We start from the raw sequence: 22,139 nt of genomic DNA on the forward strand, positions 1-22,139 counted from the left end.
TGCGATGATGTGAAATAAGCCAGATTGCGATGCTTTACATCATTATTAATTTATTTAGAGCGAGGAACGCATGAATATTAAACCTCTTGTGCTGGTTATTTCTTTAGCGGCTATTTCTGGCCAGTCTTTTGCTGATGATGCTTTGCAAGGCTATTACGGCTCACTGAAGTTATTGCACGTTGAGCAATCGGCAAAAAATATGGATACCAGTAGCCGTCCAGGCGTTGGGAGTTTTGTCAGCGGCAATGAAAGAGAAAATTTCTTTAATGGGGCTATTGCCGCAGGTTATCAGTTTGGTAATGGCTGGCGCACCGAAGGTGAATACGTTTTCAAGAAGAAGAGCGAATACACCAGCGGGTCAACCATCTTTGCCAGCAGCTTTAATCACCATAAAGTGGATGTGCAACGTTTAATGCTCAATGCTTACCGTGATTATGCGCTGGGTTATGACTTCTCGATTTATGGCACCCTTGGCCTGGGTATCGCTAAAGTTGAATCTGATGGCTGGCAGGGTAATACCTCACGTCAATATGGTTCAAACAGCCAAACCAATCTGGCCTACTCTCTGGGGGCCGGGATCAGCTATGCCCCTATTGAGCGCCTGAGCTTCGATCTGGGTTACCGTTACGTTGATATGGGCAATGTTGAAAGTGGTTACAACAACTTCAACAACGTCAGAGGGCTGAAGGACGAGCAAATGAAAGCCCGTCTGGTTTCCAGCGAAGTGGTGCTGGGTGCGCGTTATCTGTTCTAATCTTTGCTGAGTTTCATTTATTACTGCTGTGTCTGTTATTATCCTGTGTCTATGATAATTTCCCGCTTGCCAGATTGGATAAGCGGGAAATTATCCCCTTCTTTGTAAACGCCACCATAGGCTCTTTATTTCAATCCACGTCATTCCATTTGTCGGCGATCCGCAACTTGAAAGGTAATGGATATGCCTCTGTTGTAAGATAACGATGGAAATCCCTTTGGGTATAAATCTCAGTGATGGGAGAGTGCTAGGTTCGCGACAGATTAGCACATTTCCCTTAGCTATCCTGTGGTGTAGCGGAGGAGCAACAAATGTATCAGGATTTTGACGGTGAGTTGAACTGGGCGATGCGCCATATGCCGCGCACCCGTGCGGCGGTTGCGGCATTGCCGGATCTGCACGGTGTGCGTCTGGCCTGCAATATGCACTTGGATTTGAAAATGGCACCGCTGGTGGCGGGGTTATTGGGGAAAGGGGCGGCGATTTATCTCACCACCTGTAACCCGACAACGGTTCAGGATGACGTGGTGGCCTGGCTGGAGCGCCACGGTGCCGAAGCCTATGCCTGGCGTGATATGAGCGAGGCCGACTGGTCTGCGTCTTTTGATCGCGCGCTGGACTGGAACCCGACACATCTTTGCGAGATGGGGGCCGATCTCACCACGCGTCTGCACCAGTCAGCCAGCGGCCCGCAGATTAAGGCCGGGTTGGAAGCCACCGGTTCAGGCATCAACCGCCTGGGCGGCATTGCGCCGCGCTACCCGATTTTCAACTGGGATGACCTGCCGGTGAAAGAAGGGCTGCATAACCGCCATATGGTGGGGCTCACCGCTTGGCACACGTTCTTCCAGACTACCCATTTAACACTGCATGAAAAATGCGTGCTGGTGATCGGTTATGGTCTGGTGGGCCAGGGCGTAGCTGCCGCCGCCAAGGCCTATGGTGGGCAGGTGATCGTGGCAGAAATCGATCCGGCGCGGGCTTTACAGGCGCGTTACGACGGCTGGGCGGTTGTCGATCTGGCTGCGGCAATGGCACAGGCCGACGTGATTGCCACAGCAACCGGGGCGAAGAACGTGCTGTCTGCCGCGCATCTGCAACAGGCGAAAGAGGGGGTATTTATCCTCAACGTGGGCCATGTGGCGGAAGAGATTGATGTGGGTTTCCTGCAAACCTTGCCGTGCAGCGAACCGCTGCCGTTTGTTAATGCCTATCAATTGGCCGGAAAAACGCTGTATCTGCTGGCGAACGGCTCAATGTTTAACCTGACGGCGGGCTATGGTGACAGCCTGAATGCCTTTGATGTCACCCTGGCGGTAATGGCGGCGGGGATCGGCCATATTGTCGGTGTAGGCGCACAGCAGCCCGCCGGGGTGTATCTGTTACCGCAGTCGGCCTGGCAACCGGCACTGTAACTTTTGTTAAGCCGAGCGCACAGCCCCGTGCGCTCGCGGTTTGCCCAATTTTCGCTTCGACAGAATTTGTCACAAATAGCTGTTAACAATCACTGTGCTAAATTCATATCCCTCACTTATAATTCAACGCATTAGGTTTCCCCTTTCTCCGTGAAGAGTAATGCATGTGAAAATCCGTGTTTTGGTTCTAACCCTGCTCGCTTTGCAAGCGGGCATTGGCCTGGTGCCGCGGGCGCTAGCCAGTGAGAAAAAGGTTGCCGCGCACGCGACCCAGCCTGAGCTGGCTTCCGGCAGTGCGATGGTGGTGGATATGCAGAGCCACAAGGTGCTCTATGCACGTAACCCGGATGAAGTCGTGCCGATCGCCTCGATCACCAAGCTGATGACTGCGATGGTAACGCTGGATGCGCATTTGCCGCTGGATGAAGTGCTGGCCGTGGATATCAGCCATACGCCGGAGATGAAAGGAGTGTATTCACGCGTGCGCCTGAACAGTGAAATCAGCCGCAAGGAAATGCTGCTGCTGGCGTTGATGTCGTCAGAAAACCGCGCCGCCGCCAGCTTGGCACATCACTATCCTGGGGGTTACAATGCCTTTATCAAGGCGATGAACGCCAAGGCTAAATCTCTGGGCATGACTCATACCCATTACGTCGAGCCAACCGGGTTGTCGATTCACAATGTGTCCACCGCCCGCGATCTGACCAAGTTGCTGATTGCCACTAAACAATATCCGCTGATCGGCCAGTTGAGCACCACGACTGAACGTATGGCGACGTTCAAAGATCCTAACTACACCTTGCCGTTCCGCAATACCAATCACCTGGTCTATAACCAGAAGTGGAATATCCAACTGACCAAAACCGGCTTTACCAACCAGGCCGGGCATTGCCTGGCGATGCGCACCGTGATCGGCAACCGCTCGGTGTCGCTCGTGGTGTTGGACGCTTTTGGCAAATATACCCACTTTGCGGATGCTTCGCGCCTGCGTACCTGGATCGAAACCGGTAAGGTAACGCCGATCCCGGCGGCGGCGCGCGACTATCGCCGCCAGAAAGACGGGCGTTTGGCAAAAAACGACACGGAATAAGCCATCGGCATCACCTGCCGGGCTGCGGCAGGTGATTTTCTACTCAGGCTGAACGTCAGTAACCGGAAGCGTGTGGCTCCCTTCACCCAACGTGCGTTGCATGATGTGAGTATCCAACCAGCCACCAAATTTAAAGCCAACGCCACTTAGGGTGCCGACGCTGCTGAACCCCAGTTTACTGTGCAGCGCCAGCGAGCCTGCGTTGCTTTGCGCATTACCAATGACTGCCAGCATCTGCCGCCATGGGCCCTGCTCACAGCGGGCAATCAACGAGCTGAGCAGGGCCTTACCGATGCCGTGTCCTTGCAGGCCTTCGGCGATATAGACCGAATCTTCAACCGTATAGCGGTAAGCCGGGCGCGGCCGATATGGCGTGGCGTAGCAGTATCCCACCACGTGTCCGTCCAGTCTGGCCACCAGCCACGGTAACCCAGCCGCCAGTACTTTGTTGCGACGCTCCTGCATTTCATCCCGCGAAGGCGGGGTTTCTTCGAACGAAGCCACTCCATGCAGCACGTGATGGGCGTAAATCTGTTGAATGGCAGCCATATCCTCAATGCTGGCATCAGCGATAACCAGCGCGGCCGGTGGGGTTACAAGTGACATAGCGATCCTTGTCAGTGATGACGAATCCACACATTATACGTTGAACGAGGGATACATTCATTTCGGTAATACGTACCTGTAGAGCGTTAGAAGCAAATACCCTCTGAGTGCCTGGCCGCGCACTCAAAGGGGGTGTGATGGCGGTTATCTGCCAGCGCGAGACATCAGTTGTGCAATCACCGCCGGTAGAGACAGCTCGGAACGGGCCAGGAGTGCTGCGATTTCTGCCAGCGTGACTCCCATGCGGCGCAACGCCTGAATATGGTGCAGGCGGGTAATATCCGCGCGGTTATACAAACGATATCCGGCGTCGGAACGTGCCGAGGGGATCAACAAACCAATACTGTCGTAGTAATGCAGCGTTCTGAAGGTCATTCCCGAACGGCGCGCCAGTTCGCCCACTTTTAATAACATTGGGTTATCTCCTGCAGCTTCAGGTCATAAGAATATAAAGCCTGACGTGGCGTCAGGGTCAAGAGGAAACAGGAGTGATGGCTTGGGGAAGGTGCAGGCTCACGCAAGGAGCCTGCAACAGGCTAAGCGTGCGGTTACCAACCTTTTATGGCACCGCCGTTGAAGATTTTTTCTGCCGCTTTGGCTACCTCATCGGACTCGTAGGCCTTTACGAAGTTCTGCACGTTCTGCGCATCTTTGTTGTCGGCGCGGGCCACCACGATATTGGTGTATGGCGACTCTTTATCTTCAATAAAAATGCCATCTTTGGTTGGCGTCAGGCCGGTTTGGTTGATGTAGGTAGTGCTGATGACCGCAACGGCGACTTTAGGATCGTCCAGCACATGGGGAAGCTGCGCGCCTTCCAACTCCATGATCTGGTAATTATGCGGGTTGGCGCTGATATCCAATGAGGTTGGCAGCAAACCTTTGCCCTCTTTAAGATCGATCAGCCCAACCTTTTTCAACAGCAGCAGCGCGCGGCCGAGGTTGGTGGGATCGTTGGGGATGGCAATCACCGCCCCGTCCTGCAGCTCTGTCAGCGAGGTGATTTTCTTCGAGTAGCCCGCCATCGGGAACACAAAGGTATTGCCGACGGCGACCAGCTTGTAGCCGTGATCGTGATTCTGCTGGGCCAAAAACGGCCGATGCTGGAACACGTTGGCATCCAGTTCGCCTTTATCGGTGGCATCGTTAGGCAGCAGCGAGCCGCTGAAACCGACCAGTTCTACCTCCAGGCCAAATTTCTCTTTGGCTACCCGTTTGGCAACTTCGGCCACATCCTGCTCGGCACCGTTAATCACGCCGACTTTAATATGATTTGGATCGGTTTTTTGCTCACAGCCCGATAGCAGCAGCATGGCCGATAAGGCAGCGGCCAAGGGGGCGCAACGCCAGGTTGTTGTCATCAAGTTCTCCCTGAAAAAACAATAAAATCAGTGGTTTTATGCTGATAGATAACCGCGGCTTTAGAGTGAAGTCAAACGATTACTCAGTATACCCTTCATACTTCAAGTTGCATGTGCGTTGGCTTGCCTCGCTTTTGGCGTAAACGCCAGCCTGCGGAAAGTGGAGATTATTATTATGAGAAGATGCGCCTTATCAATTTGAGAAATTTAACAGGCAGCCAAGGAGGCGTGGGAAGTTATTAGGGGGTTTTTTCTCAGTCAATTAAAGCACCGTGTGGCAGAGGTAGCAAAAATAGAGCGTAAAAATCAGACATCTTATTCTTGGCATAAATATTGGATCTGTTAACGGTGAGAAGGCGTTGCCCTGGGTCGATTGCAATCGTTTGCATTGGCTAAACCGGGTTTGCCATCAACGGATGACAATAGGGGAATAGTATGTGTGCGTTACGTTCAGCGCTGCCAGGACGCGTAGATGGCATGGCGAAAGTTAAGGGAACTGCTGTTTACGGTGATGATATCGTGTTGCCAGGAATGCTATTTGGCGTTTGCCGCTATGCGGATATTCCCGCCGGTAAAGTAGAAGAGCTTGATCTCAGTGATGCACTGTCGGTCGAGGGGGTCGTTAAGATCGCCACCTACCAGGATATCCCCGGTACGCCGGTTGTCGGGATCATCGTTAAAGACTACCTGCCGATCATTAAAGACGAAGTGGTGTTTCACGGCGATGTGATTGCCGTGGTAGCGGCGACCAGCTATGCGGCGGCCTGCGAAGCTGCCGATAAAATCCGTGTGCGTTACACGCCCTATGCGCCGATCACCGACGTTGAGCAGGCCTTGGCTCCGGGAGCGCGCCTGATTCACCCAGAGCGGAGCGACAACATTGCGGCCTATCATCACACCCTCAAAGGTGATGTTAAGCAGGGATTCGCTCAGGCCCGCCACGTGCTGGAGCGCGAATATGAAGTCGGTTTTCAGGAACATGCCTACATTGAGCCGGAAGTGGTCCTCACCTGGCTGGATCCCACCGATGGCAGCCTGATTATTTCCGGTTCGATCCAGAACCCGCATCGTGTGCGCAGCTTTGTAGCGAAGTTTATGGGGTGCCCGCAGAGCCAAATTAACGTCAAACGCGCGGTAATGGGGGGATCGTTCGGTGGTAAAGACGACATCATCGACCATCTGGCATGCCGTTCGGCGCTGTTGACGCGCCTGACCGGGCAGCCGGTAAAGTTTGCCTATAACCGCGAGCAATCGATCATCGAAAGCTGCAAACGTCATCCCTACAAAATGAAGTACAAAGCCGGCTTCGATGACGAAGGCCATATTCTGGCGATGAAGATCGATATCCTGGCCGATAGTGGCGGCTATGCGGCGTCGACGCCGTTCGTCACCTGGCGCTCCTCGGTGCAGGCGGCGGGGCCCTACCGCATTCCTAATGTGCATATCGAGGTGACAGGGGTCTACACCAACAACAGCTATACCTCGGCGATGCGTGGCTTCGGCTCTCCACAGGTGGTGTTCGCCAACGAGTCTTTTATGGATGAGATCGCTGACTATCTGCAGATGTCACCGGTAGCGCTGCGCGAAAAGAACGCCCTGCGTCAGGGGGATACTTCGGTGACGGGGCAAGTATTTGATAAACATACCGTCTCGGCCGTGGAAGTGCTGAAAAAGGCGACAACCTCGGCGGAGTTTATGGCTAAGCGACAGCATTACCACGCGTTGAACCAGCAGGGTGGTGTGAACCGCTACGGCATTGGCCTGGCGTTAAGCTATCGCGGTTGTTCTATCGGTGCGGAAGGCGTTGATACTTCGACGGCGCTGATTCAGGTCAATGAAGACGGTAGCGTGAATATCTCGACGTCGGTATCGGAAAACGGCCAAGGCCTGCAAACCACCATGTCGCTGATTGCAGCACAGGCCTTTGGCATTGCACTGACGGATATCCACTTCAGTGAACCGCCGACCTCGGTGATTGGCGACGGCGGCTCCACGGCAGCTACCCGCGGGACCTTGGTTGGCGGCGGGGCTATTCTTGATGCGGCGGATAAGATCAAGCAGCGCATTCTCAGCGTGGTCGGCGATGGCATCGGCACGCAGGATCTTGCCAATACCCTCTGGCAGGGGGGCTATATCATCAACAAGCAGGATCAACGTCAGCGCATCGATTTTAAAACGGCGGTCAACAGCACCAAATGGGCCAGTGTCAGCCTGACTGAATATGGTTGGTTTGTGCCGCCGCCTATCCACTGGGATGAAGAAAAAGGGTGCGGCAGCCCTTATTTCACCTGGGTTTACGGTTGCCAGATAGCCGAAGTGCGGGTCAATACCAGTACCGGTAAGACCGATTTGTTGCATGTGACCGCCGCGCATGACGTTGGGCATGTCCTCAATCCCGTCGGTTTTGCCGGGCAGGTTTGCGGCGGGGTCGCGCAGGGGTTCGGCTATGCGCTGCTGGAGGACTTTAATATTGAAAATGGCCAGGTGAAGTCGGAAAACTTCGACAGCTATCTGCTGCCCACCATCAAAGATATTCCGCCGATTACGGTGATTGGCGTCGAGAACCCGGATATGGCCGGGCCGCTCGGGGCGAAAGGGATCGGTGAACCCGCAACGGAACTGGCGGCAGCGGCAATTAATAACGCGGTCAGCTTCGCGCTGGGCACGCGCTTCAACACCTTGCCGCTGACGCTGGAGCAGGTGATTCTCGGCTATAACCTGAAAAAACCGGCCCGCCAGAGTGAAATGATGCTTGAGGCGGAAAACAAAAAACAGGTATTGCGCCTGACTGACGTGACGGTGATGCGTCCGCAGAGCCTTGAGGAGGCGCTGGCGCTATTGGCAAATGATGGCGTCACGGCCATTGCTGGTGGTACGGACGTTATCGTGCAGGGGAGATTGCAGACCCGGCCAATGAAGCTGGTGGATATTTCTCGTCTGAAGGAATTGACTCAGATAAGCGAAGATCCCAACACCCACGAAATCGCTCTCGGTGCGGCGGTGACCTTCAACCGTATTACCGAACATCCTCTGCTGCGTGAGCGCTTCCCGCTGTTGGTGCAGGCGTGCCGGACTGTGGGTTCGTACCAGATTCGTAACCGCGCAACGATCGGCGGCAATATCGTCAATGCCGCTCCTTGCGGTGACTCGATCCCGCCCGCCATTATCTACGATGCGCGCGTGGAGTTGCGCTCCCGCACCGGCGTGCGCACGCTGTCGCTCGGTGAATTTTTGCTCTCTGGATATAAAACTCAGCGTCAGCCGGACGAATTGCTGACCAAGGTGATATTACCACCGCTGGCCAGGCCGAATGCGCAAGGCTTTTATCATCAGCTTGGGCGGCGTAACGCGCTGAATATTACGCGTCAGAGCCTGACCGCGCTGCTGGAGTTTGATGCCGAAGGTGCTGTGAGCTACTGTCGGCTGGTGGATGGTGCACTGTTCAGCAAGCCGCAGCGTATGCTGGACGTAGAGCGCTGCTTGCAGGGCCAGAAGCTGACGAGCGACACCATTGCCAGCGCCTGCGAGGTGCTGGATAAGCTGATTTATGCCGCCATTGGTAAACGTTGGTCAGCGGCTTATAAGCAGCCGGTGTTTATCAGTATGTTCCGCGACATGATGGCGCAGGCGCAGCAGGTGTGTCGGAAGTGAGACTGGCGTGCCCGCTCGTGGCATTTAACCGAGTGGGCAATCACAGGGCGAGGTAGCGTTCTGCATAATGGGAAAAATAATGAGCACAATCAAAGTGAAGGTGAATGGCAAACTGGTGGAAGCCAAGGTGACAGGGAATATGCGTCTGTTGGATCTGGTGCGCGATACTCTGCATCTGACTGCCACCAAAGAGGGATGTTCGATTGGTGAATGTGGGGCCTGTACGGTGATTATGGACGGCAATGTGGTCTGTTCCTGTCTGGTGTTGGCCGGGCAGTGCGATGAGGCGGAGATCACCACCCTGGAGGGGCTGAACGATAATCCGTTGACGCAAAAGCTGCAGACGGCGTTCGTTGAAAAAGGCGGTGTGCAGTGCGGGTTTTGTACCCCCGGTGTGCTGGTGAGCACCACCGCATTGCTGAGTAAACATCCTCAGCCGAGTGATGAACAGCTCAAGGATGCGCTGGAGGGGAATATCTGCCGCTGCACTGGCTATCAGCCGATTATTGACTCTGTTCACCATGCGTTGGAATCGTAATGAACGTTTCCCGGCCCAGCTAAACGGCGGCCGGGGAGCCCCGGTCGCCTGGTGATTTAACCCATGGCGCTTGCGCGCAGTCGGGCTTTCAGCTTGTTGTACTCTTCAACCACATACTGTTCGGCGGCGCGCTGATCGGCAATCCTCTCAATGTTAACGGCGCAGTACTTATACTCTGGCGTTTTGGTTATCGGGCTCAGGTTATCCGCTACCAGTTCGTTACAGGCGCCAATCCACCACTGATAGGTCATGTAGATCGCCCCTCTGTTCGGGCGATCGCTCACCTGCGCGCGGGTGATGACGCGCCCCTTACGCGAGTTGATCCACACCAGCGCTTCATCGGCAATGTTCAAGCGTTCGGCATCGGCGGTGTTGATCTGCGCGTAACCTGGTTCATCCGCGAGCATTGCCAGAGCCGCACAGTTGCCGGTCATTGAACGGCTGGAGTAGTGGCCTACTTCGCGCACGGTGGAGAGCACCAGCGGATATTCATCGGTGAGTTTGTCGATCGGTGCAACCCAGTCGCAGGTGAAGAACTGCGCCAGCCCGTTCGGCGTCGAGAATTTCTCTTTAAACAGATAAGAGGTGCCCTGATCCGCTGCGGATTCGTCGCGGCAGGGCCACTGTATATACCCCAACTCGCCGATTTTCTCATAGGTGGCACCGTAGAAGTTCGGGCACAGGTGCCGCAGCTCGTCCCAGATCTCCTGGGTGTTGTTGTAGTGCATCGGGTAGCCCATGCGGGTGGCGATTTCGCTGATAATCTGCCAGTCGGTTTTCAGATCCCACTTCGGTTCCACCGCTTTAAAGAAACGCTGGAAGCCGCGATCCGCAGCGGTGTAAACCCCTTCATGCTCCCCCCACGAGGTGGAAGGCAAGATCACATCCGCTGCCGCAGCGGTTTTGGTCATGAAAATATCCTGGACGATAACCAGCTCCAGATCGTCAAACGCCTTACGCACGGCTGGCAGTTCGGCATCGGTTTGTAACGGATCTTCCCCCATGATATAGGCGGCCCGCACTTCCCCCTGCGCCACGCGGTGCGGCAGTTCACTGATGCGATAGCCGGTGTGCGCAGGCAGGCTGTCTACGCCCCAGGCTGCGGCGAACTTTTCGCGGTTTTCCGCGAACTTGACGTACTGGTACCCGGGGTAGGTATCCGGCAGCGCCCCCATATCGCAGGCACCCTGCACGTTGTTCTGACCCCGAACCGGGTTTACGCCGACGTTCGGTCTGCCCAGGTTGCCGGTCAGGATCGCCAGGCTGGTCAGCGAACGGACGGTTTCCACGCCCTGGTAGAATTGGGTCACGCCCATGCCCCACAGAATAACGGCGGATTTCGCGTTGGCGTACAGGCGGGCGCAGGCGCGAATTTGCTGCGCGCTGACGCCGGTGACATCTTCCACCGACTCCGGCTTGTAGCCCGCGACGATTTTGCGATACTCCTCAAAGCCCTCGGAACGGTTGGCGACAAAGGATTTGTCGTACAGATCCTCTTCAATAATCACCTGCCCGATGGCGTTGAGCAGCGCGATGTTCGAGCCGTTGTTCAGCGCAATGTGCATATCGGCGATGCGCGCGGTTTCGATTTTGCGCGGATCACAGACAATAATTTTTGCCCCGTTGCGCTTGGCGTTAATCACGTGATTCGCCACGATCGGGTGTGAATCTGCCGGGTTATACCCGAAGATAAACACGAGATCGGTATGATCAATCTCTGTAATGGCATTGCTCATGGCGCCATTACCGACCGATTGGTGCAGACCTGCAACCGAAGGGCCGTGTCAGACGCGTGCGCAGCAGTCGACGTTATTGGTGCCAATCACGGCGCGCGCGAATTTTTGCATCACATAGTTGGTTTCGTTACCCGTTCCGCGGGAAGAACCGGTGGTCTGAATGGCATCCGGGCCATACTGCTCTTTAATCGCGCTGAGGCGAGTGGCAACGTAACTGAGCGCCTCCTCCCAGGAGACGGCCTCCAGCTTGCCGCCGCGCTGACGGCGGATCATCGGGGTTTTCAGGCGTGGCGTGAGGATCTGCGTATCATTAATGAAGTCCCAGCCATAATAGCCTTTCAGGCACAGGGTCCCCTGGTTGTTTTTGCCCATCGCCGCTTCGGCGCGGACAATCTTTCCTGCTTCAGTCACCAGTTTGATCTTACAACCGGCTGCACAGTAGGGGCATACGGTGATGACATCTTTCATGTGAACTAGGCTCCTTTTAATGTTTCAGCAACCCTGCGGCAAACCAGAATTGCCTTATTCGTCCTGTTGTTGCTGTTGTTTAACCTTACGCATCAGCAACCACATACGCACGGTACGTGGCTGACGCTTAACGGTGTGGCTATCGGGAATCAGGCCAGTGTGCTTGTTATAACCGTTGAAAAACAGATTCAGAGTCACGGCGCTGAAGGTGGCCAGCATGATCCCGCTGTGCAGCAGGGGTTGCAGCACTTCCGGGAATTTCGAGAAGAAATCGTGCGATAGCGTTGGCGTCAGGCCCACGCCAAGGCTAATGGCGACGATATAGAGGTTATAGCGGTTGGTGGAATAGTTGATACGGGCCAGGATACGGATCCCCGTTGCCAGCACCATACCAAACATCACCAGCCCAGCGCCGCCCAGCACGAACTGTGGGATGGATGCGACCAGGATCGCCATTTTCGGCACCATGCCGAAGGTGATCAGAATGCCGCCTGAAGCCACGCAAACCCAGCGGCTATGAACGCCGGTGACGCCGACCAGCCCGATATTCTGTGAAAACGAAGTATGCGGAAAACTATTAAACACGCCGCCGAATAGGGTGCCGACAGCGTCTACGCGCAGGCCGCGCACGATATCCTGCGGCGAGAGTTTGCGTCCGACAATTTCACCCAGTGCGAGAAACATCCCCATCGACTCAATAAACACGATAACCACCACCGCGGTCATGATCAGAATCGATACCGGGTCGAAAATCGGTGTTCCCAGAGCCATCGGCGTGACGATGGCGAACCATTTAGCGTCATTCAGGCCATTCAGGTTGACTTCATTCATCATCATCGACAGAACAAAGCCGAAGATAATCCCCAGCAGCACCGCCACGTTGGAGAGAAAGCCTTTGGCAAAGCGGGTCACCAGTAGGATAAACAGCAGCACGGCAAATGAGATGCACAGATAGACAGGGCTGCCATACTCGGGGTTGCCCTTACCACCCGCCGCCCAATCAATGCCGACCTGCATGATGCTCAGGCCTATAGAGGTAATGATCACACCGGTCACGAGCGGAGGGAACAGCGGCATCAGTCTGCCAATCAGCGGTGCGATAAAGGTGGTGATAATACCGGCGCCGATAGTGGCACCAAAAATACCCATTAACCCGATATCAGGACGGATACCGATAGCCAGCATTGGCGTGACGGCCGCGAAAGTCACCGACATGATAACCGGCAGACGGATCCCCATTATCCGCCCGATACCGATGCATTGCAGTAACGTCACCACGCCGCAGCAAAACAGATCGGAACTGATCAGTAGGGCGATCGTGTCTTTGCTTAAACCCAGCCGGTCACCAATCATCAGTGGGACGGCAACGGCTCCTGCATACATAACCAGAACGTGCTGTAACCCCAGAATAATCAGCTTTCCTGGGGGCAGGACACGATCCACCTCATCTGTCGCATGGGGGCTACCAGTGATCGAGGGGGGTTGAGAATCAATGGCGCTCATAATTTCCTTCTCCTTGAATATCCAACAGTGGGCCGCGTAGCGAATAAAAATGATGAAAAATCCGCTATATCCATGCTTAGGGAATGCCAGTTTTTTATTCTAAGGCGATAAATTTGTTGAAATGAGTCGACTATCACAGAAAGCGCCGTTTCTGGGGAGCGATGGGAGGGGAGATTGGGAGACGCAGGGATGATAGGTTTCTCATTATGAGAGAAGTCGAATCATTCTGGATCGCCATATGATTCTGTCGTGGTTTTATTGATACGCCCCGCGTCGCCGAACGGCGTGTTTTTTTGAGCCAATTCACAAAAATCAACTTAGGCCCGTGCGGGAGGTAAACATCGCCTGATTATTGCATCGCGACCTGATGTGAATGTCAGAATAATAAAAGGGAGCCAATGAATAAGTTTATTGTTGCCGATGCCGCGAACTGCATTGGCTGCCATGTTTGTGAGATCGCCTGCGTTACCGCACATCAGCAGGATACCTGGCCGCAGCTGCGTGGTGATTTCCTGCCGCGTATCCACGTGCTACCTCAGCGTAATGTCAGCAGCGCCACCACCTGTCGTCACTGTAACGATGCCCCCTGCGTCGCCTCCTGCCCGACGCAGGCGCTCTGGTTTGCTAACGACAGTATTCAGCTCAAGCAGGAGGCGTGTATTGGCTGCAAGAACTGCGTCATAGCCTGTCCGTTTGGCGCCATTGAGATGGTGGCTAATCACGAGGACGCGCCACCGCTGGCGCAGAAATGCGATCTGTGTAGCCAGCATCCTTCCGGGCTGCAAGCCTGTGTCGCGAGTTGCCCGACTTCGGCGTTGCGCCTGATGGATGACGCCGCGCTTAATCAGCTACGTCGTGAACGACAAACTCGCTCTGCTCAGGGGCAACCGTTGCAGGAGCGCCACGGCGCGCGGCGTGAGTCATTCCTGAGCAAATCGCCGCGTGTCGGGGCCAACAAGCGCGATGCCGAAACGCGAAAAACCCATTTCAATGAGATATACCACCCGTTGGCGGCATGCGCTGCCGAATACGAGAGTGAACGCTGTCTCTACTGTGCACAAAAAGCCTGGTGTAACTGGACCTGCCCGCTGCATAACGCTATTCCGGATTTTATTCGGTTGGTTAATGAAGGAAAGATTATCGAGGCGGCGGAGCTATGCCACCAAAGCAGCTCACTGCCAGAAATTTGTGGCCGGGTCTGCCCGCAGGATCGGCTGTGTGAAGGGGCCTGTACCTTGAAGCAGGTAGGCGGCTCCGTGGCCGTGGGTAATTTAGAAAGCTATATCACCGATACGGCGCTGGCAATGGGGTGGCGCCCAAGTGTCGGGGACGTTGCCCCGCGTCAAGAGCGGGTAGCGGTGATCGGCGCTGGCCCTGCCGGGCTAGGCTGCGCCGATATTCTGGCGCGTTCCGGCGTTCAGGTGGATGTCTTCGATCGGCACCCGGAGATCGGTGGGCTGCTGACCTTCGGTATCCCGCCGTTCAAGCTGGATAAAAGCCTGTTGAGCGTCAGGCGGGAAATCTTCAGCGAGATGGGCATTCACTTCTATTTGAATCAGGAAGTGGGGCGTGACGTGGCGTTCAGCGATCTGGTGGCGAACTACGACGCCGTTTTTCTCGGCGTTGGCACTTACGGCATGATGACTGCGGGTTTAGCAGGAGAAGACGCACCGGGTGTGATTCAGGCATTGCCGTTCCTGATCGCCAGCACCCGCGAGGTGATGGGGCTGGCAGAGAGCGCGGAATACCCACTCACCGAGCTTCATGCTAAACGGGTGGTGGTATTAGGGGGCGGCGATACGGCGATGGATTGCCTGCGTACGGCGATCCGCCGCGGTGCTGCCAGCGTGACCTGCGCCTACCGCCGTGATGAACTCAGTATGCCGGGTTCGAAGAAAGAAGTGGTCAACGCCCGGGAAGAAGGGGTGGAATTCCTTTTCAATGTCCAGCCGCAGTACATCCGGCGTAATCGTAAAGGGCAGGTGAGTGCCGTCGGGATGATTCGCACCGAGATGGGGGAAGCGGGGCCAGACGGGCGTCGCCGTCCGCGCGCGATTGCCGGTTCAGAGTTTGAATTACCGGCCGATGTGCTGGTGATGGCCTTCGGTTTCCAGGCACACGATATGCCGTGGCTACGTGGGCACGGTATCAAGCTCGATCGTTGGGGGCAAATCTGCACGGGGGGGAAAGGGCGCGGAACGATGCAAACCAGCAACGACAAGATATTTGCCGGCGGCGATGCGCGACATGGGGCCGATCTGGTGGTGACCGCGATGGTCACCGGGCGTCAGGCAGCACAGGAAATGCTGGCGATGTTTACGCAGAAGGAGGGGATATGACCAGTTTTATTGCTGCCAACCCGCAGGCCTGCATCGGTTGCCGCACCTGTGAAATCGCCTGCGCGTTGGAACATGTGGCCGAGGGCGCGGCGTTCCATCCGCGCCTGAAGGTGCTGCGTTTGGATAACCTCAGCGTACCGGTGATGTGTCATCAGTGTGAGAATGCGCCATGCGTGGCCGCCTGCCCAACCGGTGCGTTGACGATGGGAGCTGAACGGGTTGAGGCCGATGCCGGGCGTTGCATCGGCTGCCAGGGGTGCGCGGTGGCTTGCCCGTTTGGTGCTATTACTATTGAAGTCACGGCAGGGGTTCCGCCAGTGATGGTGAAATGCGATCTGTGTGCAACCCGTGAGCGCGGCCCCGCCTGCGTGGACGTTTGCCCAACGGCGGCATTAAGTAAAGTGACCGCGATACAACTGGCGGCATTACAAAAACAGCGGCAAATCGCTACCGCCAGTTTGGCGCATCCGGTGGTGTTTTATGCAGACAGATAAACCTGGCTCGAATTATCGCCAGACTCACCACCGAATACCGGGATTAACGCGGGCGCAGGACCAGAATGCCCGGCGTATTCATCACATAAGCGGCAAAGGGTGAATCCACCACTTGCATGTTTTCTTTGCGCGAAGAGGCATTGCGCAGCACCGGGCCGTCCTGCGTCATAATAAAGAAACCGATGTGGGTGACGTCTAACCCGGCGAGTTTGGTATAGATGCCGATATAGTCGCCGGTCTGTAACTGGCGAATCACGTTATCGTCAACAAACTCACTGGGAATATAGGTAACGTGGCGTTCCACCACCGGCAGGCCGGGCAGGTAAGCATCGCCATCCGCTTTACGATTGAGGTGCTTCACCAGGGTGACGGCATGCGGGCTAAGCTGCGCGGTAATGTCGTCGGCAAGAATATGCTCTTTTTGCGCCCAATCGGTGAAGAAATGCTTGCGATGCAGAAAGTCGATCTCACCCTTCACATAGCGGGTCTGAATCAGATTTTCAATAAACTGTTGGTCAGTGGTGGCCTCTCTGAGCGCCTCAACGTAATCCAGGTAGGTAAAACAGTCTAACCCGTGGAAGTCGATCACCAACTGTTCCGGCGTAGTGGCAGAGCCAATCAGCACATTGGCAACATAAGGGGTGCCGAGGAACGCCTGTGAGAGCAGGTCGATCGTCTGGCCTTTATCGGCCTCAGGCACCGCCGCGTGCAACGCCAGGATGGCATGCAGTTTGTTTACTGTTTCATCGTTCATTTTCATCGTCATACTTTGCTGGTGAGCCGTTTCCGGCGCTGATTCTACCGGGTTCTCGACAGATTTTTTAGCGCTACATCCCAACATTGCCGGGATCAACATCATTAAGGCAAACCTGCGCATCTTTATTCCCCATATCGCTGATGATTGATAACGATTATCAATATCACTATGGCGATTGGAAACTAAACTAAGCCTAAACATCAATACAGTTAATCAATGATCGCCTCATTCACCTAGGCAAGCTCTCGCAACAGCTTGGCCGGATTACCGGCATAAATGCCTTTTCGGCTGATATTTTGCAGACCACGGCACCGGCGCCGATTACGGCATCATCACAGATGTCAACGGCCAGGATGGTTGCGCCGGAACCAATCGCAACCCGGTTGCCGATCCTGGTGCGCCCCCAACTGGCCGGATCGGCATTGGGAGCGCCGCTTTTGAACAGATCGTTGGCGAACATCAAGCCGTGGCCGATAAAGCAATCTTCACCGATGGTGACGTATTCACAGATAAAACTGTGAGACTGGATCTTGCTGCGCGCCCCAATACTGACGTTTTTCTGGATTTCGACAAACGGCCCGACGAAAACATCGTCACCCAGTTGGCAGCCATACAGGTTGCTGGGTTCGATCACCATCACATTCTGCCCAGCCTGGACCTGATTGATCCCGCTTTGGCGGGTGCGAATTTTAGCGGACATGGTATCCCTCGATTAAGGTAGTGCAACAGCTTGACTATACACCGATTACTTAAATTTGCAGGGCGTGACTCAGCCCTGCGCTGGCGTGGCGTACGTTTTTTCCATCAAAGACTATAATGGATACAGGGGAAGCGCCCCGTGGCCGCACTCCTCATGCGGTGTTTTATCCGCCAGGGGGTATGTTTGGGTTCGCCGCTCGCGGTCTGCGGTGAAATGAGGAGGTGTTCCATGGTCAATCATGTTTGGGGGCTGCTGGCGCATCCCCGCACCGAGTTCAAAAACATTCAAAGCGAGAATGAAAGCATCTCGCACCTGTACACCCACCACGTTCTCTTGATGGCGTTGATACCGGTGGTTTGCACTTACATCGGCACCACGCGGCTCGGCTGGCTCTCGGGGAGTGGTAATGCCATCCGTCTGGATATGGTCACTGCCTTCTATACCGCCATTGCGTTTTACCTGCTGATGCTGGCCGGTGTGGCGGCGATGGGGAAAGTGATCCACTGGATGGCCCGACGCTATGAAACTCGCCCCAGCCTGCACCGCTGCATGGTGTTTGCCGGTTATGTGGCCACGCCGATGTTCCTCAGCGGCGTCGTAGCGCTGTATCCGGTGCTTTGGCTGTGCCTGTTGGCCGGTATTATCGGCCTCAGTTATTCCGCCTATCTGCTGTATATCGGCATCCCGAATTTCCTGGGGATCGACCGTAAAGAAGGGTTTATCTTCTCCAGCTCGACGTTGGCTATCGGCGTTCTGCTCCTTGAGCTGCTGCTTGGGCTGACGGTGGTGCTGTGGGGGTATGGTTCCTGGTTCTTCTGACGTTTGTCATACTGCCCCTTATGCCGTTATGGCATAAGGGGTTTTTGCGTTCAATGCCTGCGGCTGTCAGCTACGCTCGCCCCAGAACTTCTGCTTACTGGTTTTACCCAGGCCGGGGTTGAAACTGTTGGTCGGATCGGCATCTTTATAGAAGGCCTGCAAATCCGGTTTGGCGTGATACAGATGGCCAACGTTGTGCTCGGCAGGGTATTCCGCACCACGCCGATCGAGGATCGCCAGCATCTGCTCTTTTAAGGCATGGCAATCGGCGCCTTTCTTCAGCACGTAATCCTGATGGAACACATGGCACATAAAGTGGCCGTAATACAGCTTGTGTACCAATTGGCTGTCGATTTCCGGCGGCAGGGTTTCAAACCATTCGGTGTCGTTGCGGCGCAGCGCGATGTCCAGCGCCAGAATATCCTCCACCTGATTGGCATGCACGGCGTGGTAGCGTATGGCGGCACCCGCAGCGGCAAAGCGGTGCAGGAAAGCCTTCTTGCCCTCTTCCGGCGTGCAAACAAAGAAATCACCGTTGGCCTGTGCGAAGTAGCTTTGCAGATACTGCTGTGCTTCTTCCACCCCAGGGCCCGACATTTTCAGCAGCAGGTAGTGCTCAAAACGGATGCGGTACTCTTTCATCCGCTTCGGCAGATGGCTGGGGGCCAGCTTGCTGAGCTTCTGCATTACGCAGTCGGTGAGGTTGTGCGGCAGCAGCGGCAGTTTGTTGAGGCGGGCATCCACAAAGCCTTTCAGGGTGAAGAAGCGCGGTAGCTGGTCGGTGCCGAGTTTGTCGATCATCATAAAGGTGTCTTTGCCGTATACTTCGGCAATATCGAAGATATCGCGGTGCATGTACTCACCGGCCACCGGCAGGTTTTCGAACTGGCTGAGCATATGGCGGCGCAGCTCGGTCAGCACGGCGGTATCGTTGGTGCCGATATAAAACACCTGTTCTTTATCTTCTTTGGCAAAGGTATCCAGGCGCACGGCAAATACCGCCAGTTTACCGGCACAGCCGGAGGCTTCGTATAAACGGCGTTTATCGGCGTTGAAGCGCGAAGGGGTATCGGCATCCACGTCGCGCACCCGGCTGGCGTATTCGTTGTCCGAGGCGCGCAGCTCACCGTATTCGATATCTTCCGGGCGGTAATCCCCTTTTTCTAAACGACTGAGGATCTCTTCTGGCGTATCTCCGAGCTTGATGCCCAGATGGTTAACCAACCGCAACTGCCCGTCGGCATCCAGCTTGGCGTACAACGCCATTTCGGTATAGGCCGGGCCACGCTTGACCAGTGAACCGCCGGAGTTGTTGCACACGCCGCCGATCACCGAAGCACCGATGCACGAAGAGCCGATGACCGAATGCGGTTCACGGTTGTAAGGCTTGAGCAACTTTTCCAGCTTATGCAGCGTGCTGCCAGGGAAACCGACCACCTGCTTGCCCTGATCCAGCACCTGAATATCATCGAGCCGCAGGGTGCTGACAATTACGATCTCACGATCGTAATCATCGCCGCTGGGCGTCGAGCCTTCGGTGAGGCCGGTGTTGGCAGCCTGCATGATGACAATTTTATCGGCCGCCACGCAGGCTTGCAGGATCTGCCACAGCTGCAGCAGGCGGGTAGGGAACACCACCGCCAGCGCCTTGCCTTCGCCGGAACGGAAGCCTTTGCGATAACGTTCGGTGTTGCGATCGCCGGTTAGCACCTGTGTGTTGCCGACGATATTCTTGAGCTGATTGATAAATGCCTGGTTGGCGGACTGCGTCATGCCGAGCTCCCTGTTGTGATTGAGTAGCGATCTGTATACCCTGCCTGGCGCTCTTCGTCACGCAGCGTCAGGATTTCTACCCCGCTAGCGGTAACCGCCACGGTGTGCTCCCATTGGGCAGACAGTTTCTTGTCGCGGGTGACCACTGTCCAGCCATCTTTCTTCAGCTTGATGCGGTGATCGCCCTGGTTAATCATCGGTTCGATGGTAAACACCATCCCTTCCTGCAATACCGTTCCGCTTCCCGGCTGGCCGTAATGCAGCACCGCCGGGCCTTCGTGCATGTTGCGGCCAATGCCGTGGCCGCAGTATTCACGCACGACGCTGTACCCGGCCTGTTCGGCGTGGCGCTGAATCGCGTGGCCGATATCCCCCAGCGTTGCCCCTGGTTTTACCGCGCGAATGCCTTGCCACATAGCCTCATACACGTTATTCACTAACCGCTTGGCGACCGGAGTTATTTGGCCGATAGCATACATTTTGCTGGAGTCGGCAATAAAGCCGCCGTTTTCCAGCGTGATATCGACGTTGACGATCATGCCTGAACGCAGAATTTTACTGGCTGAAGGCATGCCGTGGCAGATCACTTCGTCGATCGAGGTATTCAGCACGTAGGGGAAATCATACTGGCCCTTGCTGGCCGGGCGTGACTTCAGTTCATCGACGATAAATGCCTCGGTGCGATCGTTAATCTCCATGGTGGTGATGCCTTCGCGAATGACCCCATCGAGCATAGCAAACACCTTGGCCAACAGCGCGCCAGAGTGGCGCATTTTGGCAATCTCCTCCGGAGTTTTGAGGACAATCTCTTTCACCCGATTATTTCCTTTCGTGTCAATCCATAAGCGATTTGTCGGTGAATTATATACGCTTTGTGGGGGAGGCGTTTGCTATTCCACGGCGCACGAACTTTCCTGAAGGTGATGATTGCTGGCACCCGCCAATGCGTTTATTGTGATGGGTGGCTTTCTTGCCATGACTTTTCAGAAGGATTTCGGGCGTGACTAAATTACGTGTTGGGGTGATCTTTGGCGGTAAATCGGCGGAACATGAGGTTTCGCTCCAATCGGCAAAAAATATTCTGGATGCAATCGACAAAGAGAAGTTTGACGTCACGCTGTTGGGGATTGATAAAACAGGGCAATGGCACATTAACGATGCCTCAAATTTTCTGCTGAATGCGGAAAACCCGGCGCTGATTGCGCTCAATCATTCGAATAAAAACGTCGCGCTGATACCGGGGCAGGAGAAGCAGCAACTGATTGCGGCCGACGGTGCCGGTGCGCTAGGCCAGCTCGACGTGGTATTCCCGATCGTCCACGGCACGCTGGGGGAGGATGGTTCGCTGCAGGGGCTGTTGCGCATGGCCAATATTCCCTTTGTTGGCGCTGGGGTGCTGGGCTCGGCGGTCAGCATGGATAAAGACGTCACCAAACGCCTGCTGCGTGATGCCGGGCTGGCAATCGCGCCGTTCGTGACGCTGACGCGCGCCAACCGCCAGCAACACAGTTTTGCACAATTGGCCGAGCGCCTGGGGTTGCCACTGTTTGTTAAACCGGCTAATCAGGGCTCTTCCGTTGGCGTCAGCAAAGTGCACGACTTGGCCGAATTTGAGCAGGCGATCGCGCTGGCATTCAGCTTTGATCACAAAGTGTTGGTGGAGTCGGCGATTGCTGGCCGTGAGATTGAATGTGCGGTGCTGGGTAACGATCGGCCGCAGGCCAGCGTTTGCGGTGAGATTGTGTTGAGCGATGAGTTCTATTCTTACGACACCAAATACATTAACGAGCAGGGCGCGCAGGTGGTGGTGCCGGCGGCGATCGATCAGGCAACCAGCGACAAAATCCGCGATGTGGCTTTGCAGGCGTTTAAGGCCTTGGACTGTTTGGGGATGGCGCGCGTCGACGTGTTCCTGACGCCAGATAATCAGGTGATCATCAACGAAGTCAATACGCTGCCAGGGTTCACCAATATCAGCATGTACCCGAAACTGTGGGGAGCCAGCGGGGTGAGTTATACCCAGTTGATCACGATATTGATCGAGTTGGCGCTGGAGCGCCATCAGCAGGATCGCGGGTTGAACAGCTCGGTGTTTGATCGGGCCTAGCATCTTCACATGCAGAGAGGGGGCCCTC

At 55.4% G+C, this 22,139-nt stretch carries 16 protein-coding genes and 2 pseudogenes; 9 read left to right on the top strand and 9 right to left on the bottom strand.

Annotated features, from left to right (window positions below):
* Positions 1 to 70: 70 nt before the first annotated feature.
* From WG891_RS08595 to pbpG, 3 genes are all read left to right on the top strand, one after another.
* Entirely contained in the window at positions 71 to 754 is a 684-nt protein-coding gene (locus WG891_RS08595) for an outer membrane protein (RefSeq protein ID WP_337262124.1), read from the top strand.
* 311 nt (positions 755 to 1,065) lie between these two features.
* On the top strand, positions 1,066 to 2,169 hold the full coding sequence (locus WG891_RS08600) for an adenosylhomocysteinase (protein ID WP_076940991.1): 1,104 nt from the start codon (positions 1,066 to 1,068) through the stop codon (positions 2,167 to 2,169).
* 160 nt (positions 2,170 to 2,329) lie between these two features.
* Positions 2,330 to 3,259 (top strand): D-alanyl-D-alanine endopeptidase, encoded by a 930-nt coding sequence (pbpG, locus tag WG891_RS08605; RefSeq protein WP_337262125.1) that lies wholly within the window; start codon positions 2,330 to 2,332, stop codon positions 3,257 to 3,259.
* 39 nt (positions 3,260 to 3,298) lie between these two features.
* Here the strand turns inward: pbpG and WG891_RS08610 are convergent, their stop codons facing one another.
* The 3 genes and pseudogenes from WG891_RS08610 to WG891_RS08620 all read right to left on the bottom strand — a co-directional run bounded on the left by WG891_RS08610 (position 3,299) and on the right by WG891_RS08620 (position 5,226).
* The gene (locus WG891_RS08610; RefSeq protein ID WP_337262126.1) at positions 3,299 to 3,865 is read right to left on the bottom strand and encodes a GNAT family N-acetyltransferase; all 567 of its coding nucleotides are present in this window, start codon (positions 3,863 to 3,865) and stop codon (positions 3,299 to 3,301) included.
* A 159-nt stretch (positions 3,866 to 4,024) separates the two neighbouring features.
* Positions 4,025 to 4,279, bottom strand: a pseudogene (locus WG891_RS08615) (MerR family transcriptional regulator); the annotation flags it as partial.
* Between the two features lie 134 nt (positions 4,280 to 4,413).
* Positions 4,414 to 5,226 carry a MetQ/NlpA family lipoprotein gene (locus tag WG891_RS08620; protein ID WP_337262127.1) on the bottom strand — a complete coding sequence of 271 codons (813 nt, stop codon included), beginning with the start codon at positions 5,224 to 5,226 and terminating at the stop codon, positions 4,414 to 4,416.
* A gap of 435 nt (positions 5,227 to 5,661) precedes the next feature.
* Between WG891_RS08620 and WG891_RS08625 the strand changes: the two genes are divergently transcribed.
* Both WG891_RS08625 and WG891_RS08630 read left to right on the top strand, forming a co-directional pair.
* Positions 5,662 to 8,877 (top strand): molybdopterin cofactor-binding domain-containing protein, encoded by a 3,216-nt coding sequence (locus WG891_RS08625; RefSeq protein ID WP_337262128.1) that lies wholly within the window; start codon positions 5,662 to 5,664, stop codon positions 8,875 to 8,877.
* A gap of 79 nt (positions 8,878 to 8,956) precedes the next feature.
* Entirely contained in the window at positions 8,957 to 9,415 is a 459-nt protein-coding gene (locus WG891_RS08630; protein ID WP_337262129.1) for a (2Fe-2S)-binding protein, read from the top strand.
* 56 nt (positions 9,416 to 9,471) lie between these two features.
* Here the strand turns inward: WG891_RS08630 and fdhF are convergent, their stop codons facing one another.
* Together fdhF and WG891_RS08640 are read right to left on the bottom strand one after the other, a co-directional pair.
* Complete coding sequence (gene fdhF, locus WG891_RS08635; RefSeq protein ID WP_337262130.1) at positions 9,472 to 11,619, bottom strand: formate dehydrogenase subunit alpha; 2,148 nt, start codon at positions 11,617 to 11,619, stop codon at positions 9,472 to 9,474.
* Positions 11,620 to 11,673: 54 nt separating this feature from the next.
* Positions 11,674 to 13,122: a nucleobase:cation symporter-2 family protein gene (locus WG891_RS08640; RefSeq protein WP_337262131.1), complete on the bottom strand. Its 1,449-nt coding sequence runs from the start codon at positions 13,120 to 13,122 to the stop codon at positions 11,674 to 11,676.
* A gap of 398 nt (positions 13,123 to 13,520) precedes the next feature.
* Between WG891_RS08640 and ygfT the strand changes: the two genes are divergently transcribed.
* Both ygfT and WG891_RS08650 read left to right on the top strand, forming a co-directional pair.
* Positions 13,521 to 15,461: a formate-dependent uric acid utilization protein YgfT gene (gene ygfT / locus WG891_RS08645; protein ID WP_337262132.1), complete on the top strand. Its 1,941-nt coding sequence runs from the start codon at positions 13,521 to 13,523 to the stop codon at positions 15,459 to 15,461.
* Positions 15,458 to 15,955 (top strand): 4Fe-4S dicluster domain-containing protein, encoded by a 498-nt coding sequence (locus WG891_RS08650; RefSeq protein WP_337262133.1) that lies wholly within the window; start codon positions 15,458 to 15,460, stop codon positions 15,953 to 15,955. Before ygfT ends, WG891_RS08650 begins: the two co-directional genes overlap by 4 nt.
* A 43-nt stretch (positions 15,956 to 15,998) precedes the next feature.
* Here the strand turns inward: WG891_RS08650 and WG891_RS08655 are convergent, their stop codons facing one another.
* Positions 15,999 to 16,832, bottom strand: a complete 834-nt coding sequence (locus WG891_RS08655) for a DUF1460 domain-containing protein (RefSeq protein ID WP_337262134.1) — start codon at positions 16,830 to 16,832, stop codon at positions 15,999 to 16,001.
* A 113-nt stretch (positions 16,833 to 16,945) separates the two neighbouring features.
* Positions 16,946 to 17,349, bottom strand: a pseudogene (locus tag WG891_RS08660) (acyltransferase).
* A 291-nt stretch (positions 17,350 to 17,640) separates the two neighbouring features.
* Here WG891_RS08660 and WG891_RS08665 point away from each other — a divergent pair.
* The gene (locus WG891_RS08665) at positions 17,641 to 18,231 is read left to right on the top strand and encodes a Yip1 family protein (protein WP_337262135.1); all 591 of its coding nucleotides are present in this window, start codon (positions 17,641 to 17,643) and stop codon (positions 18,229 to 18,231) included.
* A gap of 66 nt (positions 18,232 to 18,297) precedes the next feature.
* Here the strand turns inward: WG891_RS08665 and dld are convergent, their stop codons facing one another.
* Together dld and map are read right to left on the bottom strand one after the other, a co-directional pair.
* Positions 18,298 to 20,004 (bottom strand): D-lactate dehydrogenase, encoded by a 1,707-nt coding sequence (gene dld / locus WG891_RS08670; protein WP_337262136.1) that lies wholly within the window; start codon positions 20,002 to 20,004, stop codon positions 18,298 to 18,300.
* Complete coding sequence (gene map / locus WG891_RS08675; protein ID WP_337262137.1) at positions 20,001 to 20,819, bottom strand: type I methionyl aminopeptidase; 819 nt, start codon at positions 20,817 to 20,819, stop codon at positions 20,001 to 20,003. The genes dld and map overlap by 4 nt, the downstream gene beginning before the upstream one ends.
* Positions 20,820 to 21,004: 185 nt before the next feature.
* Here map and ddlA point away from each other — a divergent pair, with 185 nt between their 5' ends.
* Positions 21,005 to 22,111: a D-alanine--D-alanine ligase gene (ddlA, locus tag WG891_RS08680; RefSeq protein WP_337262138.1), complete on the top strand. Its 1,107-nt coding sequence runs from the start codon at positions 21,005 to 21,007 to the stop codon at positions 22,109 to 22,111.
* Positions 22,112 to 22,139: the final 28 nt, after the last annotated feature.

The sequence above is a fragment of the Serratia sp. MMO-28 genome (genome assembly GCF_037199905.1).
GTDB lineage: Bacteria > Pseudomonadota > Gammaproteobacteria > Enterobacterales > Enterobacteriaceae > Chania > Chania oryzae.